At 71.4% G+C, this 16,148-nt stretch carries 16 protein-coding genes; 5 read left to right on the top strand and 11 right to left on the bottom strand.

Annotation, left to right across the window (positions count from 1 at the left end; genetic code table 11):
• Positions 1-32 precede the first annotated feature (32 nt).
• On the top strand, positions 33-305 hold the full coding sequence (locus ABZ725_RS24935; protein WP_358804786.1) for a hypothetical protein: 273 nt from the start codon (positions 33-35) through the stop codon (positions 303-305).
• A gap of 78 nt (positions 306-383) precedes the next feature.
• On the opposite strand, the gene ABZ725_RS24930 is transcribed toward ABZ725_RS24935, so the two are convergent.
• Positions 384-1,520, bottom strand: coding sequence for an Lrp/AsnC family transcriptional regulator (locus ABZ725_RS24930; RefSeq protein ID WP_358804785.1), 1,137 nt, complete (start codon positions 1,518-1,520; stop codon positions 384-386).
• 49 nt (positions 1,521-1,569) lie between these two features.
• On the opposite strand from ABZ725_RS24930, the gene ABZ725_RS24925 reads away from it, so the two are divergent.
• Together ABZ725_RS24925 and ABZ725_RS24920 are read left to right on the top strand one after the other, a co-directional pair.
• A complete protein-coding gene (locus ABZ725_RS24925) occupies positions 1,570-2,853 on the top strand; it encodes an amidohydrolase family protein (protein ID WP_358804784.1) in 1,284 nt (427 codons plus the stop codon).
• Positions 2,853-4,427 (top strand): AbgT family transporter, encoded by a 1,575-nt coding sequence (locus ABZ725_RS24920; protein WP_358804783.1) that lies wholly within the window; start codon positions 2,853-2,855, stop codon positions 4,425-4,427. The genes ABZ725_RS24925 and ABZ725_RS24920 overlap by 1 nt, the downstream gene beginning before the upstream one ends.
• A gap of 203 nt (positions 4,428-4,630) precedes the next feature.
• Here the strand turns inward: ABZ725_RS24920 and ABZ725_RS24915 are convergent, their stop codons facing one another.
• The 6 genes from ABZ725_RS24915 to ABZ725_RS24890 form a co-directional block, all read right to left on the bottom strand.
• Positions 4,631-5,683, bottom strand: a complete 1,053-nt coding sequence (locus ABZ725_RS24915; RefSeq protein ID WP_358804782.1) for an LLM class flavin-dependent oxidoreductase — start codon at positions 5,681-5,683, stop codon at positions 4,631-4,633.
• The gene (fdxA, locus tag ABZ725_RS24910) at positions 5,680-6,015 is read right to left on the bottom strand and encodes a ferredoxin (RefSeq protein ID WP_351907488.1); all 336 of its coding nucleotides are present in this window, start codon (positions 6,013-6,015) and stop codon (positions 5,680-5,682) included. The genes ABZ725_RS24915 and fdxA overlap by 4 nt, the downstream gene beginning before the upstream one ends.
• A 1-nt stretch (position 6,016) precedes the next feature.
• A complete protein-coding gene (locus ABZ725_RS24905; protein ID WP_358804781.1) occupies positions 6,017-7,039 on the bottom strand; it encodes an NAD(P)/FAD-dependent oxidoreductase in 1,023 nt (340 codons plus the stop codon).
• An 80-nt stretch (positions 7,040-7,119) separates the two neighbouring features.
• Positions 7,120-7,986: a sugar phosphate isomerase/epimerase gene (locus tag ABZ725_RS24900; protein ID WP_358804780.1), complete on the bottom strand. Its 867-nt coding sequence runs from the start codon at positions 7,984-7,986 to the stop codon at positions 7,120-7,122.
• Positions 7,983-8,999: a Gfo/Idh/MocA family oxidoreductase gene (locus ABZ725_RS24895; RefSeq protein ID WP_358804779.1), complete on the bottom strand. Its 1,017-nt coding sequence runs from the start codon at positions 8,997-8,999 to the stop codon at positions 7,983-7,985. The genes ABZ725_RS24900 and ABZ725_RS24895 overlap by 4 nt, the downstream gene beginning before the upstream one ends.
• Positions 9,000-9,204: 205 nt before the next feature.
• The gene (locus ABZ725_RS24890; RefSeq protein WP_358804778.1) at positions 9,205-10,095 is read right to left on the bottom strand and encodes a helix-turn-helix transcriptional regulator; all 891 of its coding nucleotides are present in this window, start codon (positions 10,093-10,095) and stop codon (positions 9,205-9,207) included.
• A gap of 141 nt (positions 10,096-10,236) precedes the next feature.
• Here ABZ725_RS24890 and ABZ725_RS24885 point away from each other — a divergent pair, with 141 nt between their 5' ends.
• Positions 10,237-10,995, top strand: coding sequence for a nuclear transport factor 2 family protein (locus ABZ725_RS24885; RefSeq protein WP_358804777.1), 759 nt, complete (start codon positions 10,237-10,239; stop codon positions 10,993-10,995).
• A gap of 36 nt (positions 10,996-11,031) precedes the next feature.
• Here the strand turns inward: ABZ725_RS24885 and ABZ725_RS24880 are convergent, their stop codons facing one another.
• Genes ABZ725_RS24880 through ABZ725_RS24870 form a run of 3 tightly spaced genes read right to left on the bottom strand, consistent with a single transcriptional unit; the run spans position 11,032 to position 13,753 of the window.
• On the bottom strand, positions 11,032-12,021 hold the full coding sequence (locus tag ABZ725_RS24880) for a macro domain-containing protein (RefSeq protein WP_358804776.1): 990 nt from the start codon (positions 12,019-12,021) through the stop codon (positions 11,032-11,034).
• A gap of 3 nt (positions 12,022-12,024) precedes the next feature.
• On the bottom strand, positions 12,025-12,882 hold the full coding sequence (locus ABZ725_RS24875) for an SDR family oxidoreductase (protein WP_358804775.1): 858 nt from the start codon (positions 12,880-12,882) through the stop codon (positions 12,025-12,027).
• Positions 12,875-13,753: an NAD-dependent protein deacetylase of SIR2 family gene (locus ABZ725_RS24870; protein WP_358804774.1), complete on the bottom strand. Its 879-nt coding sequence runs from the start codon at positions 13,751-13,753 to the stop codon at positions 12,875-12,877. The genes ABZ725_RS24875 and ABZ725_RS24870 overlap by 8 nt, the downstream gene beginning before the upstream one ends.
• 263 nt (positions 13,754-14,016) lie before the next feature.
• Between ABZ725_RS24870 and ABZ725_RS24865 the strand changes: the two genes are divergently transcribed.
• Entirely contained in the window at positions 14,017-15,120 is a 1,104-nt protein-coding gene (locus ABZ725_RS24865) for a HoxN/HupN/NixA family nickel/cobalt transporter (protein ID WP_358804773.1), read from the top strand.
• Here the strand turns inward: ABZ725_RS24865 and meaB are convergent.
• Positions 15,117-16,136 (bottom strand): methylmalonyl Co-A mutase-associated GTPase MeaB, encoded by a 1,020-nt coding sequence (gene meaB / locus ABZ725_RS24860; RefSeq protein ID WP_358804772.1) that lies wholly within the window; start codon positions 16,134-16,136, stop codon positions 15,117-15,119. The genes ABZ725_RS24865 and meaB overlap by 4 nt on opposite strands.
• Between the last annotated feature and the right edge of the window lie 12 nt (positions 16,137-16,148).

The raw sequence follows: 16,148 nt of genomic DNA, 5'->3' as shown, positions 1-16,148 counted from the left end.
TACCGGGGAGGGCGGACCGCACGACCACTGTGGTGAGCGTCGCAGCGGCGCACCAGGCCGACGGTCCGGTCTCCGGACCCGCCGCACCCGTCGGCGGTGCACGCACTGCGCCAGGCCGCCACCGCCATCGGCGAGGTCGCGGCCATCCTGGTCCTCGTCCACAACCCCCGCACCCTGGTGCGACCATCACCACAGCCCGCCCCGACGGCGCCTCCGCGATCCACGGCGGCATCGCCCTCGCCCTGCGGGACGTGTTCAGCGAGCAGGGCATCGCCCGGATGCCGGTGGACGACCGGAAAGGCTGAGGCCGCCGACCCGGCGGGGCCGAGCATGAAGTCGCCGTCCTGGACGGCGGCCGGAACGAGCCCGGCTCCGGTGACGTCTCACGCCGCTCCGCTCGGCACCCGGGGCGTGTCCTGGGGCAGCCGGAGCGGCACGATGCCCACGCTGTGGCCGTCACGGTCCAGCAGCCGTCCCATGTGCTTGACGGTCCGCAGCACCACCGAGCGGTCCTCGACCGTGAGCCGCGGCAGCCGCCGGGACAGATGGGCCTCGAAGGCGTGCACGTCGTGCAGGTCGCGCAGCCACACGTCGACCACCAGGTTGTGCGGACCGGCCGTGATCGCGCACGAACGGACCTCGCGCACCGAGGCCAGCACCCGGCTGGTCTCCTCCACGAACTGCCCCGGCACCGAGGCGAAGTACACGGCGGACAGCGGCCAGCCCGACAGCGGCCGGGCCAGATCGCAGCGCAGGCTCAACCGCGAGGCGAGCAGCGACTGCAGACGCCGGCGCACGGTCGTCAGGCTCGCGCCGGTCGCCGCGGACAGGTCCCGCAGCGACATGCGCCCGTCCACACTGAGCAGTGCCAGCAGCTGGGCGTCCAGATCGTCCCACCTGGCCTCCGCGTCGGACAGCAGCGCGGGGGCCGCGACGGCCTGCTCGACGCGTGCGACCTGAGCCGCGTCGAGGCTGCGCAGCCGCCACCGGCTGCCCTCGGCCGGGATCCCCGTCGACACATGGGTGCGCGTCGCCCGCACCCCGGGCGTCCGCTGGAACAACAGCGTCGTCAGCCGGCCCAACTCGTCGAGGCTGCGGGCCTGTACGGCCGCCACCAGGTCCCGGCCGCCGGCCGTGAGCTTGATGTTGGCCACCGACGGGTCGGCCGCCAGCGCCCGCGCCACGTCCTCGGCGACTCCCGGCTCCGTGTCCACCTCCACCACCGCGCTCACCACGAGCCGCGAGTTGGACAGCCGGGGATAGGCGGTCACCCACGCCAGACCCGCTTCCTCCAGCCGCTGCCAACGCCGGGCGGCCGTGACCGGATTGACCCCCAGCACCTCGCCGACCAGCCGCCACGGGGCCCTGGGATGGATCTGCAGGGCATGGACCACCCCCCGATCGATCTCGTCGAGTCCCGAGGCGGCACAATCCTGCACCCCCCGGTGCGGCGCTTCCCTGCGCACATCGACGGAATCCAGCGTGAAAACTGCACAGTGACACGAGGTTTTCTCGCGCATTCCACACTCCGTTCGCCTGTCCCCGACACCGGAGGAGTGACCGCACCCCATGACGGACACCCACACGAATACCCGGACCGCCCTGCGGATCCACCGCGCCCGGCTCATCGACGGCACCGGCTCGTCCCCGGTGGACGACGCGGTCGTCATCGTCGACGGCGACGGCATCATCTCCTACGCCGGAGCCGCCGCGACAGCCCCCGAGGCCTCGGGCGACGCCCCCGACGTCCGGGTCGTCGACGCCGGCGGCCGCACCCTGCTCCCCGGGTTCTTCGACTGCCACGTCCACCTGGCCTACGCGCAGGGCTCGCCGCCCGGCCGCCGCGCCGAACTCGACCCGGTCCTGGTCACCCTGGACACCGCCGCACGGCTGCGGCAGACCCTCGACGCCGGCATCACCAGCGCCCGCGACCTCGGCGGCCTCTCCGCCGGCTACCGCACGGCGGTCGACAGCGGCCGGGTCGTCGGCCCACGCCTGCACACCGCCGTCCGGATCATCAGCCACACCGGCGGCCACGCCGACGTACGGCTGCCCGACGGCACCGACCTCAGCGCCGGCATGTCGGAGATCGCCGACACCGCCGACGAGGCCCGGCTCGCCGTGCGCCGCGTCCTGCGCGAGGGCGCCGACCTCGTCAAGATCTGCGCCACCGGCGGCATGGGCAGCCCCTACGACCAGCCCGACGACGAGGGCCTGCTGGAGGAGGAGATCCGGGCCGTCGTCGACGAGGCCCGCCGGCACGGCGGCAAGCCGGTCGCCGCGCACGCCCAGGGCAACGCGGGCATCCTCAACGCCCTGCGCGGCGGCGTCACCAGCATCGAGCACGGCTACGGCCTCGACGCACGGGCCCTGGACATGGCGGGCGAGCAGGGCACCTTCGTCGTCCCCACCCTCTCCACCGTGTACGCCGGCATCAACAAGGACACGATGCCGCACTACCACTACGAGAAGAAGGTCCGCTGGTCCGGCATCACCAAGGAGAACATCGCCCGGGCCATCGAGTACGGCGCCCGGATCGCGCTCGGCACCGACGCCGCCGTCGGCCCGCACGGTGTGAACCTCATGGAGCTCAGCTACCTCGTGGACCTGGGCATGGACCCGATGGCCGCCATCGTCGCCGGCACCCGCACCTCCGCCGAACTCCTCGGCGTCGCCGACCGGCTCGGCACCCTCACCCCCGGTCGCACCGCCGACCTCGTCCTGTGCGACGGTGACCCGCTCAGGGACATCGGCGTCCTGGGCGACCCGGCCAACATCGTCTGCGTCGTCCAGGACGGCGTCGTCCGCAAGGACCTCCTGCTCCCAGCGGCCCCCACGGGAAGGCAGCCCTGATGTCCTCACTGACCGACCTCCCGACGCCCGACAGCAAGTCGCCCGACACCGGGCGCCCCGGCGTCCTCGACCGCGTCCTGTCGTTCATCGAGCGGGCGGGCAACGCCCTGCCCCACCCGATCGTCCTGTTCGCGGGACTCTTCGCCCTCCTGGCCGTCGTCTCCACCGGGCTGGAGCTGGCCGACGTCTCCGTCGAGGTCCCCGGCACCGGCGAGACCAAGCAGGTGGGCGGGCTGTTCACCGGCGACGGGCTGCGCTGGCTGGTGGAGAACCTGATCCCCAACTTCGCGACCTTCCCGCCGATCGGCGCCGTACTGGTCCTGATCATGGTGGTCGGCCTCGCGGAGCGCACGGGGCTCCTGGAGACGGTCATGCGGGCCACCCTGGCCCGTGTGCCCCGCGCGGCGCTCCCCTACGCGGTCGCGCTCATCGCCAGCCAGGCGCACATGATGAGCGACGTCGCCGCCATCGTGCTGCCGCCGCTGGCGGCCCTGGTCTTCAAGAGCGCCGGACGCCACCCCGTGGCCGGCCTCATCGGCGGCTTCGCCTGCGTGACCGCGGGCTACGCCGCCGGCTTCACCATCGGCTCGCTCGACGCCCTGTACGTCGGCATCACCCAACAGGCGGCCTCGGTGCTCCCGGCCGCCGCCGGCCTCCACATCCACCTGCTCATCAACTACTTCTTCACCGCGGCGAGCAGCCTCGTCCTCGCCGCGCTCGGCGGATTCCTCATCGGCCGCGTCCTGGAACCGCGCCTGGGCACGTACGAGCCGAGCGGCGAGGAACCGCAGACGCAGGACGACCTGACCCTCACGCCGATCCAGCGCCGCGGCCTGCTGGCCACGACCGTCGTCGTCCTGCTCTACGTGGCCGGGGTCCTCGCCCTGTGGCTGCCGTCCGGGGCCCCGCTGCGCGGCGAGGGCGGCGCCTTCGTGCCCTCGCCGGTCCTCAGCGGCATCGTCCCGGTCCTCTTCGGCGCCTTCCTGCTGGCCGGGCTCACCTACGGCTTCACGGTCAAGAAGCTCACCGGCACCGAGGACGTGGTCACCGCGGTGACCGACTCGGTGAAGAGCATGTCCGGCTACATCGTCATGATGTTCGTCGCCGCCCAGGTCATCGCGCTGTTCACGTGGTCCAACGTGGGCATCCTGCTGGCGGTCAAGGCCGCGGCCCTGTTCACCGACCTCGGCGTGACGGGCTTCGGGGCGATCGTGGTGTTCGTGCTGCTCGCGTCCTGCCTCAACCTCTTCATCGTCTCCGGCTCCGCCCTGTGGTCGCTGGTCGGACCCGTCTTCATCCCCGCGTTCATGCTCATGGGCATGAGTCCGGCGCTCAGTCAGGCGGCCTTCCGCATCGGCGACTCCGCGACCGGCGCCATCACCCCGATGAACCCCTACCTCTTCCTCATCCTGGCGATGCTCCGCCAGTACGAACCCGACGCGAAGCTCGGCACGCTGATATCCCGGCTCGCCGTCTTCGTCATCCCGTTCATGGCGGTGTGGCTGGTGATCCTGGCCGTCTTCTACGGCTTCGACCTGCCACTCGGCCCAGGTGCGCACATCGGCCTCAAGTGACCGCCTTACGCACGCGGCCGACCCCGCCGGGACGAACCGGTGGAGTCGGCCGCGTAGCGCTCCGCTGGTCGTGCCGCGATGTGCCGTCGTTTTGCTGCGGCGCCGTCGTGGCTGGTCGCGCCCGCGCGGCGGAGCCGCAGACGTCAGCGCCTCGCGCCCCTTTGGGGCGCTGCCGAACCGCGTTGTCATCGCGCGCCCGCGGTTCAGGCCGGGCGGGGGAGCGCGAGCGCCGGCAGCACCGACGACCCGACCGCCTCGATCAGGTCGGTCGGCGGGTGGTAGGAGCCGACGTGCTGCAGGAGAACCCCCGTGACTCCGGCGGCGTGCAGGGCGCGGAGCCGTTGGGTGAGCTGCTCGGCGGTCCCGAACAGACAGAACTCCTCGGCGAAGCGCAGGGCCGCCGCGTCGCTGATCCAGGCCGAACAGATCTCGACGGCCTTGTCCCAGTCCTCGGCGTGCACCAGGTCCGGGTAGACGCCCTCCACCGTCGCGGGGACGTCCACCTCGATCCCCGCCAGGGCGAGGAACGGCGCACCGCCGTTCTGGGCGATCGACGCGCACACCGGCTTGAGCCGGCGCGCCGCGGACTCGACGTCGTCGGTGACCGCGCAGAACGCGGACACGGTCAACGGGATCGCCCCGTACGCCCGGCCCGCCGCCTCGGCGCCTTCCCGCACCCGGGCGGTCGCGCTCGCCAGGGTCGCCGGTGAGACTCCGCTGAGCAGGATGACGCCGTCGGCGACCTCACCGGCCAGCCGCAGGTTCTTCGGCCCGCTCGCCGCCAGATGCAGCGGCACCCCGGGCTGCGGATCGCGAAGCCGTGAGCGGACCTTGCCCTCGAACTCCCACTCCTGACCGTCCAGCAGGGCGCGCAGCATGCCGATGCCTTCGCGCATCGACGCCGACGTGCTCTGCCGCAGACCGATCGGCCCGACCGAGCTGTTGCCCACGCCGAGCCCCAGGGTGAACCGGCCGGGGGCGAGTTCCGCGACGCTGCGGGCGGCCGACGCGACGACGGCCGGATGCCGGGTCGCCAGATTGGTGACCGCGGTGCCCAGACCGATGCGCCCGGTGCCCAGGGCCGCGGCGGTCAACGTGGTGAACACATCCCGCCACAGCAGCTGGGAGTCCGGGAACCAGACCTCGTCGAAGCCCAGTTCCTCGGCCCGCCGCACGGTCTCCACCACCCGGTCCGCCCGGTCGCAGGGCGGGATGCGGATCCCGACCCGCGGGGCAGTCGTCCCTGCGCCGGTCACCGCGAACCGCTCGGCGACGCGCTGACGAGAGGCGTGTCCGCGCCCACCGGACCGACGCCGGCGGCTCCGCCCGGAGTGCCCAGGGGCGCGGTGCGGCCCGGCAGCGTCTCGTCGAAGAAGCGCCGGTTGTCGGCGCGGAACTCGGGGTCGGCGAGCCGGTCCACGGTGATCGCCAGCTCGGGGCAGGCCGTCTCGCACGCGCCGCAGTCGATGCACTCCACCGGGTTGATGTAGAGCTTGCGCTCGCCCTCGTAGATGCAGTCGACCGGGCACTCCTCCATGCAGGACCGGTCCATGATGTCGACGCAGGCCGGGCCGATGACATAGGCCATGTCAGTTCTCCTTCTCGGTGGAATGCCCGGGAAACAGCTGGGCCTCCGGGTCGATGACGGTGGCGGCGTTGTTGACGGCGGTCGCGACCTCGCCGAAACCCACGGAGATCAGCCGCACCTTGCCCGGGTAGTCGGTGATGTCCCCGGCCGCGAACACCCGGGGCAGATTGGTGGCCATCCGGGTGTCCACCGCGATCTTCCGGGCGTTCAGGGCCAGCCCCCAGTGCTGGAGCGGGCCGAGGTCGGCGAGAAAGCCGAGCGCCGCGACGACCGTGCGCGCCGGCAGCGGACGGGTGTCCTGGGTGACCCGGTGCCGGACCTCCACCCGCTCCAGCCGGCCGTCGCCGTGCAGCGCGCTGACCTCGGAGTCGGTGATGATCTCGATGCCGAGGGTGCGGACCTTGTCGACGGACGCGCGGTGCGCACGGAACCGGCCGGTGCGGTGGACGAGCGTGACGGACCGGGCGACCGGGGCGAGCATCGCCGCCCAGTCGAAGGCGCTGTCGCCGCCGCCGACGACCACGACATCGTGATCGGCGTGGGCGGCCGCGTCCGGCACGAAGTACACCTGACCGCGACCGAGGTAGTCCTCACCGGCCGGCAGGGGCCGCGGCGTGAACGTCCCCACCCCGCCGGTGATCACCACCGCCCCCGCCCGTACGACCGTCCCCTGATCGCCGCGGACGACGGGCCGCCCGTCGGAGTCGTAGGTCAGCTCGACCGCGCGCTCCCCGAGGAGGTAGCGGGGACCGTACGGCTCCGCCTGGGCGACCAGGGCGGCGACCAGATCCCGCCCGCGCACCGAGGGAAACCCGGCGATGTCGAAGATGGGCTTCTCCGGGTACATCGCGCTGATCTGGCCGCCGCGCAGGGGCAGGACGTCCATGACCGCGACCCGCAGCCCCCGGAACCCCGTGTAGTAGGCGCCGTAGAGGCCCGACGGGCCGGCGCCGATGATCAGGACATCGGTCTCGACCGCCCGCGAGGCGTCCGTGGCGACCGGCTCATCTGAAAGAACGCTCATGGGCCAGGAGCGTATGAACGCTCCCGCCGCCACCCAACGGAACCGGTCCGCCTGACGGTACGCCGACCCGCTCGTCGGTCTCAGGCGGTGAGTTCCTTGGTGATGCGGTCGAGCATGAACGCGGAGGATTCGTGGGCGCGCTCCTCCCAGGCGAAGACGCAGGCGGTGGCGACGCCGTCGAAGTTCAGCTCGCGCAGGGTGCCGAAGAACGCGTTCCAGTCGACTTCGCCCTGTCCGATGTCGAGGTGCTGGTGGATGCGGGCGGCGGTGCCGGGCGGGTTCAGGATGTAGCGCAGGCCGGAGGAGCCCTTGTGGTTGAAGGAGTCGGCGATGTGGACGTGCTGGAGCTTGTCGCCGGCGTAGCGCATCATCGCGGCGACGTCGGCGGTGGGATCGGCTCCGGAGAGATGGAAGGAGTGGGGTGCGCAGTAGAGGTAGTTCACCCAGGGCTTGTCGATCGCCCGGACGAGGTCGACGGCGGGAGCGTTCTCCTCGCAGAAGTCGTCGGGGTGGGCCTCCAGGTCGAGGGCGATGCCCTCGCGCTCGAAGAGCGGCAGGAGTTCGTCGAGTGAGCGCCAGAAGGCGGCTTCGCTCGCGGCGGCGTGTTCGGGTCGGCCGTTGAACTCGGAGTTGATCAGGGGGCATTCGAGGTCGGCGGTGATCTCGATGATGCGTTTCCAGTAGCGGACGGCGGCCTGCCGCTCGGTCTCGTCGGGTGAGGACCACTTGTACAGCGGCAGCACGGAGGAAAGTTGCACGCCGTGCGTACGCAGGGAGTTCTTGAGTTCGGCGATGCGCGCGTCGTCCGCACGGGGGTGGAGGAAGAACGGCATGAAGTCGTCGCGCGGCGACAACTCGATGTATTCGTAGCCGAGTTCGGCGACGGTGCGCACCATGTCGTCGATCGGCAGCGCGCGGAACATGTACGGGTCGAGGGCGATTTTCACGCGGCACCTCCATAGAGGACGGGGCGGGGCTCGAGGTCCGTGGCGACGACCCGGCCCGACTCCAGGGCCTCGACGGTCGCGCTGGTGACGACGGTCGCGGCATAGCCGTCCCAGGCCGAGGGGCCGGTGGGCTCGGCGCCGGCGGCGATCCCCGCGATCCACTCGCGGAACTCGGTGTCGAAGGCGTCCGTGAAACGGCCCACCCAGTCGGTCAGGACCTCCGTGGTGTGCTGTCCGGCCGTGCGCACGCCGACCGAGGCGGGATCGGGCAGCCGTACGAGACCCTCCTCGCCCACCGCCTCGCACTGGATGTCGTAGCCGTACCGGCAGTTGACGAACACCTCCAGATCGATACGGACGCCCTTGGCGGTCTCGAAGAGCATGATCTGCGGGTCCCTGAGATGCGCGAACCGCTTGCTCGTGGCGCGCGGGGTGACCACCTGGGTGGAGACGATCTCGTCGTCGAGCAGCCAGCGCAGCACGTCCACCTCGTGCACCGCCGTGTCCAGTGCAGCCATGGCGGAGGTGTACGTCTCGGGGACGGTCGGGTTGCGGTGGGCGCAGTGCACGATCAGCGGCGCACCGATCCGGCCGGAGTCGATGACCTGCTTCAACTGCCGGTAGCCGACGTCGTAGCGGCGCATGAAGCCGACCTGGACCAGACGGCGGCCGTGGGCCGTCTCGGCCTCGATGATCTTCAGACAGTCCTCGGCGGTGGTGGCGAGAGGCTTCTCGCAGAACACCGGCTTCCCGGCGGCCATCGCGTTCAGCACATGCTCGGCATGGGTCGGTCCCCAGGACGTCACAAGGATCGCGTCGACGTCGTCCGCCGCGACCACGGCCGCGCCGTCGGGCAGCACCCGCGCGCCGGCCGGCGCCGCCGCCTCCTCGGCGCGGACCGGGTCGATGTCGGTGACCGCGGTGACACGGGCTCCGGTGACGGTCTCGGTGAGCCGTCGGATGTGCTCCTTGCCGATCCAGCCGGCGCCGATGACTCCGACACGTACGGTCATGGTCGTTCCTTCACAGAGAGGTTCAAAGGGTCGGGAGAAGCGCGCCCGGAACTCGACGAGGACTGCACTGCCGCGCTCTACTAGCGCGCTCTAGTGCGAGTACGATGACTCCTGTCCAAATGTCATGTCAATAGCTTGTTGCTGGGGGATTTCGGTGCCCCGCGCGCCGGCCCTGTGTCTGAGGTCTGCGCGTCAGGTCTGCGCGTCAGCGCTGTGTGTCGCGGAAGGTGCCCGGGGTTCGGTCCGTCGCGCGGGTGAAGAACTTGCTGAAGTTGGTCGGCTCGGTGAAGCCCAGGCGGTGGCTGATGGCGGCGACGGGCAGGTCGGTGTGGGCCAGGAGACGCTTGGCCTCCAGGGTGACGCGGGCGTCGATCAGCTGCTTGGCGGTGTGACCGGTGGCGCGTTGGCAGGCGCGGTTGAGGGTCTTGAGGGAGTAGCCCAGCCGGGCGGCGTAGTCGTGCGCCTGGCGCAGGACGGCGTACGACCGTTCCAGTTCGTGGCGGAAGAGGCGGTACGGCTCGGTCCCGGCGGCGGTGCGGGGTGTGTCCTCGGACTCGGGGAGGCGGGCGATGCGCAGGAGGAGGGCGGCGAGGAGCAGGCGCAGCAGCTCTTTGTCCGTCTCGGGGTCCTGGGGGTCGGCGTACTCGGTGGCGAGGTCGGTCAGGGCGTGGCGCAGGCGGGCGTGGTCGTCGGGGGCGAGCTGTCGGCGGGCCGGGCCGAACGGGTCGTCGGTCACCGGGGCGGTCGAAGGGAGCCGGGGCGGGAACTCGGGGGTGAACAGCACGACCGTGGCGTCCAGGGCGGCGGGGCGGCCGTCGGGCTCCGTGGGCAGGCGCTGCACCTGGCCGGGACGGATGTGCAGGAGCGTCCCGGGCCCGCAGGGGACGTCGACGAAGTCGACCATGGCCGTGCCCTCGCCCCGGTGGACCAGGGTGAGGTGATGGAAGTCGAGCCGGTGCACCCGGTTGAACTCACTGCCCGGCAGGCGGTCCCTGAGGTCGGCGAAGCCGAGTACCTCCAGTCCCAGATCCGGCCGTGCCGGGTTGCGGTAGCCGCGCTCGATCACCGGAGGCTGTCCCATTTCGACCATAGCCATGCCTGACTCTACCGTGCCCAAGTGCCGGCATCCGGCGAGAGTGGAGCCGAGAGCGGAGCACAGGCCGGTGGACGAGATGTCGCAGGATGCCCGCCGGAATGTATGCGCATGTATGGAAATGGAATAGATCGGAGTCGGGTCGTGAGCAACAAGGAAATCGTGGTCCAGGCCGCAGGTGAGCTGTTCGGCAAGAAGGACCCCGGAGCCGTGGACCGCTGGGTGTCCGATGACTACCGTCAGCACAGCAGCCTGGCCGCGGACGGGCCCGAGGCGCTGCGGCAGCTGGTGGCGGGTCTGCCGGAGGGTTTCCGCTACGAGGGCGCCCGGGTGATCGCCGACGGGAACCTGGTGGCGCTGCACGGTGTCTACCACGGCTTCGGCCCCGCGCCGCTGGTCGCCTTCGACCTGTTCCGCGTCGACGCGGACGGCAGGCTCGCCGAGCACTGGGACGCTCTCACCCCGGTGGTCACGGTCACCGCCTCCGGCCGTACGCAGACCGACGGGCCGAGCGCTCCGGGCGACCTCGACGCGACCGAGGCCAACCGCAGGCTGGTGACGCAGTTCGCGGAGAGGGTCCTCAAGGGCGCCGACTACTCGGTGCTGACCGACTTCATCTCCACCGAGACCTACCGCCAGCACAACCCCGAGGCCGCCGACGGCCTGGACGGCTTCGGCGCTGCCGCCGCCCAGTGGGCCGAGCAGGGCAAGAACCTCGTCTACAAGACGATTCACCAGGTCGTGGCCGAGGGTGATCTCGTACTGCTGCAGTCGGAGGGCGAGTTCGGAGTGCCGGTCGCCTACTGGGACCTCTTCCGGGTCGCCGACGGCAGGATCGTCGAGCACTGGGACGTCATCGCCCCGGTCCCGGCCGAACTGCCGCACTCCAACGGCCTGTTCTGACGGGACTGCCCCTCACCGGCGCGGCGCGTGGCGACATCACCGGCCGGGGCCGCTGTCGGGGGCGCCCGCCAGGAGGGTTTCGTAGGCGGTCCGGTCGTCCTCGCCGAACACGGTGAAGACCACGCGGTCCAGCCGTCCCGGGTGGGCGTTCAGCCAGTCGGCCACGGTCCGCAGCGCGATGCGAGCGGCCGGGGCCTTGGGGAAGCCGAACACGCCGGTGCTGACGGCGCAGAACGCCAGGGTGCGGACGGTGTCCACCTCGGCGGCGAGGTCCAGACAGGCACGGTAGGCCGACGCCAGTGCGTGCTCGTGCGGCGGGCGCAGGGGACCGTCGACGACGGGGCCGACGGTGTGCAGGACGTACCGGGCCGGGAGATGGTAGCCGCGGGTGATCTTCGCGGCGCCCGTCGGTTCCGGCGCGTTCTGCCCGCTCATGACGGCGTGACAGTCCTCGCGCAGCCGCGGGCCCGCGGCGCTGTGGATGGCATTGTCGATGCAGGGGTGCTGGGGGACGAAGCAGCCCAGCAGGGCGCTGTTGGCGGCGTTGACGATCGCGTCGGCGGCGAGGGCGGTGATGTCGCCCTGCCACAGGACGGTCCGGTCGGCCGCCGGACCGGGCGTGCCGGGGAAGCTCTGGGCGACGGTGGGGAGGCTGCGCGCGTCGGCGGCGGGACGGGCAAGGCGCTCGCCGCCGAGCAGGGCGTCCAACTCGGCTGTCACGCCGTCGGGCAGCGGGCCGGGGGCACGGACGGTCAACAGGGCCCTCAACGCCCGGCGAGCCGTTGCGAAGTCGGCGTCGCGAAGGCTTCGTACGGTGTTCGCGTCGAGTCCGAGCCGCCGCACGGCCGGGTCGGCGCCGAGCAGACCGAGCGCCTCATGGACATGCCCGAGAAGCTGGTCGGCCGGGGCGGGCGGTGCGGCCGGTCGGAACGGCTCGTCCAGTGAGACGGCCGCACGGTAGGCGTCCAGGGGCAGTGCGGCCGGAGTTCCCGCGAGGTGCGGTGGGCCGGGGCGAGCGGGGACCATGGCTCAGCCTCGGGTGCCGCGGACGACGTCGGCCAGCGGGGTGGCGGGATGCCCGGTGAGGCGGGGCACCGCGTCGCTGACGCCGTCGAGTTGGCCGGAGGCGATGGCCGTGTAGGTGGACACCCAGGCGTCGAGCTGCCACTGCGGGGCGCCGTAGGAAGCGCGGGAGGCGTACGCCTCCTCGACGGTCTCCAGGTGATACCTGACGGTGCGCCCCTGCACCTCGGACAGGACGGCGGCGGCCTCGTCCAGCGTCAGGGACTCGGGGCCGGTGAGGTCGTAGACGGCGCCGGCGTGGTCGGCCGGCCGGGTCAGGATCGCGGCGGCGGCGTCGGCGATGTCGTCCTGGGCGACGAAGGCGGTGCGTCCCTGCCCGGCCGGACCGCGGATGACGCCGTCCTCGCCGACCAGATCCGGGACCATCTCCGCGTAGAAGTTGTCGCGCAGGAAGGTATGGGCGAGCCCGCCGGCGCGGATGTGCTCCTCGGTGTGGAAGTGGTCGCGGGCGAGGGTGAAGGCGGCATCGGGCGCGGCGCCGAAGAAGGACACGTATACCAGGTGTTCGACGCCGGCCTCCGCGACGGCGTCCACAAAAGCCCTGTGCTGTGAGAGCCGGTCCGCGCTCTCGGAGGCGGACACCATGAACACGGTCCGCGCGCCGTCCAGCCCGCGCCGGAGCGCGTCGCGATCGCCGTAGTCGCCGCGTACCGCCGTGGCGCCCGGCAGTCGGGGCGCCCGCTCGGGGCTGCGCACCAGCAGCCGCTGCGCCACACCCCGCTCGGCCAGTCGGCGGGCGACGCGCCCGCCGAGCCGTCCCGTGGCTCCGGTGACCACCACGGTCGGTTCGGACAGATCAGTCATGGCAGAGGTCGCTTTCCGTCGGTGTGTCGAGTGTGTCGAGTGCGTTCAGGAGCCGGTCCGCGTCGAACGGCACGGACCGGGCCCGGTCTCCGAGGTCGGTGGGGACCCCCGGGTGATCGGGATTGACCCGTACCAGACGGGCCCCTGGAGTGTGGCGTACGACGTTCTCGGCGGGCCGGCGAATCACGCCAGGAGTATGGAAACCGGCGCCGATCTCCAGGACGAGCAGGCGGGAGCCGCCGGGCGTGTCGCCGAGCCACCGCATCAGCCGGTCCCCGGCGGGCAGGTACGCGCCGTCGACGAACTCGGGACCCACGCGCACGTTGGGGAAGACCTCCGCTCCGCAGCGGGGGCAGACGGGCAGGACGGCCGGGTCGGTGACCCGCCCGGTGGCCGGGTCGTACGCGGCGCGGATCCGGTCGTAGAACGGCTGGGCGTCCCAGGTCTCCTGGGTGCAGGGCACAGTGCACTGCAGTCGGCCGTAGTCCCCCTGGGGCGTGAAGACCCGTGCCGGCTCGAAGCCGTTGCGGGCGAACAGGGCGTCGACGTTCGACGTCATGACCCAGTGATCGCGGTCGCCGACGAGCGCGCGCAGCTGCCGGTACAGGGAGTTGGGCCGGGACCCGAACCGGATGTCGTCGATATGGACGGCCCAGTAACCCCACATCATGTCGGGCGGCAGCGGCACGCCCAGCAGGTACCGCGAGCGCAGCCCGAGCCGGTACAGCGCGGGGAACAGCTCCTTGAAGCGTTCGACGTCGCCGTAGTCGTACCCGGCGGCCGCGCTCAGACCCGCACCGGCCGCGACCACGATCCGGTCGGCGTCGTCGAGCCAGGTACGAAGCGTCCGGGCGTCGTTCTGGATGGTCATCTGTGGGGGCCCCTTCCGCCGCGGCGAACATGCCTGTCCACGGCTGCACTCAACGTAAGGGGAGGAGGGGGCCGCATACCCGGTCGGATCGCGACCGGCCATGGTCAGAAGGGGACAGTCGGCGGCGCGTGGCGTATCTGTGCGTTGGGCGAAACCTGGTGCGGCCTTTGCCGCGCCATTCTTGTACCTGCAAACAATGTGCAGAAACCTTGTGGGTGCGGCTGAAAACAGTCGTGCGTCGACAAGTAAGGCCCACGCACCGCATGAACCGCATCCGTACATCGATGACCCGCAAGGAGTGGGCGAGCCTCGGCGGGATGGCCGCGTTCATCCTGGCGCTGCACATCATCGGCTGGTTCACGCTCGTGGCGATCGTCGCCCCCGAGCACTACCACCTGGGCACCAAGACGTTCGGCATCGGGATCGGTGTCACCGCCTACACCCTCGGCATGCGGCACGCCTTCGACGCCGATCACATCGCGGCGATCGACAACACCACCCGCAAGCTGATGAGCGAGGGGCAGCGGCCCATGTCGGTCGGCTTCTGGTTCTCCCTCGGCCACTCCAGCGTCGTCTTCGCCCTGACCTTCCTGCTCTCCCTCGGAGTCAGGGAACTGGCCGGGCCGGTCGAGGACGACGGCTCCGCGCTGCACAGCGTCACCGGCTGGATCGGCACCAGCGTCTCCGGGGCGTTCCTCTACCTGATCGCGATCATCAACCTGGTGATCATGGTGGGGATCTGGAAGGTCTTCCGGCAGATGCGCTCCGGCCACTTCGACGAGGCCGCCCTCGAAGAGCAGCTCGACAACCGGGGCCTCATGAACCGCCTCCTCGGCCGACTGATGAAGTCGATCACCGAGCCCTGGCAGATGTATCCCCTGGGCGTCCTGTTCGGCCTCGGCTTCGACACCGCCACGGAGGTCGCGCTGCTGGTGCTGGCCGGTTCGGGCGCGGCCTCCGACCTGCCCTGGTACGCGATCCTCTGTCTGCCGGTCCTGTTCGCGGCCGGCATGTCGCTGCTCGACACGATCGACGGCTCGTTCATGAACTTCGCCTACGGCTGGGCCTTCTCCAAGCCCGTCCGCAAGGTCTACTACAACCTCACCGTCACCGGCCTGTCCGTCGCCGTCGCGCTCATCGTCGGCACCGTCGAACTCCTCGGCCTGATCGCGGACCAGGCCGACCTGCACGGACCGTTCTGGGACCGGGTGTCCGGCCTGGACCTCAACATCATCGGCTACGTCATCGTCGGCCTCTTCTTCGCCACCTGGGCGGTCGCCCTGCTGGTGTGGAAGATCGGCCGGATCGAGGAGAAGTGGACGACGGGCCTGGCCCGGCCCGCCGCCACCGAACAATGCGACGCCTAATCCTGCTCCTGGTCGCCCTGTCCGCCGAAGGCAGCCCCCTGTCGGCCGAAGGCGGCCAGGATGCGTTCGGCGGCCAGCGTGGCCGTCAACTCGCCCTCCCTGACCTGCTGTTCCAGGGCGGGCGCCAGGGACCGTACCGCCGGGTCCGCGTGCAGACGGCCGAGGAGGTCGTCGCGGACCATGTTCCAGGTCCAGTCGACCTGCTGGTCGCGGCGCTTGGCGGCGAGCCGACCGGTGGAGTCCAGCAGAGTGCGATGCTGTTCGAGGCGCTCCCAGACGGTGTCCAGGCCGGATCCCTCACGCGCACTGCAACTCAGCACCGGCGGCGCCCAGAACGCGTCCGCGCCGTGCATCAGGCGCAACGCGCCCGCCAGTTCACGTGCGGCGGAACGGGCGTCGCGCTCGTGCGGGCCGTCCGCCTTGTTGACGGCGAGGACGTCGGCCAGCTCCAGGACGCCCTTCTTGATGCCCTGCAACTGGTCGCCGGTGCGGGCGAGGGTGAGCAGCAGGAAGGAGTCGACCATGTTGGCGACGGCCGTCTCGGACTGGCCGACGCCGACCGTCTCCACCAGCACCACGTCGTAGCCCGCCGCCTCCATCACCACGATCGACTCGCGGGTCGCCTTCGCCACCCCGCCCAGCGTTCCCGCGGTGGGGGAGGGGCGGACGAAGGCCGCGGGGTCCACGGCCAGCCGTTCCATCCGCGTCTTGTCGCCGAGGATCGAGCCGCCGGTACGGCTGGAGGAGGGGTCCACGGCCAGGACGGCCACCCGGTGCCCGAGCCCCGTCAGCATCGTGCCGAACGCGTCGATGAACGTCGACTTGCCCACGCCGGGCACCCCGCTGACGCCGATCCGCCGCGCCCGGCCGCTGTGCGGCAGCAGCTCGGTCAGCAACTCCTGTGCCAGCGACCGGTGTTGGGGACGGGTGGACTCGACGAGCGTGATGGCGCGGGCGATGACCGCCCGCTTGCCGTCGAGTACACCCTTCACATACGTGTCGAGGTCGAGTGCCATGGTGCGCGCGGG

Origin of the sequence: Streptomyces sp. NPDC006872 (genome assembly GCF_040635845.1) — a bacterium.
Lineage (GTDB): Bacteria > Actinomycetota > Actinomycetes > Streptomycetales > Streptomycetaceae > Streptomyces.
This window is presented reverse-complemented; position numbering and strand designations above follow the sequence as displayed.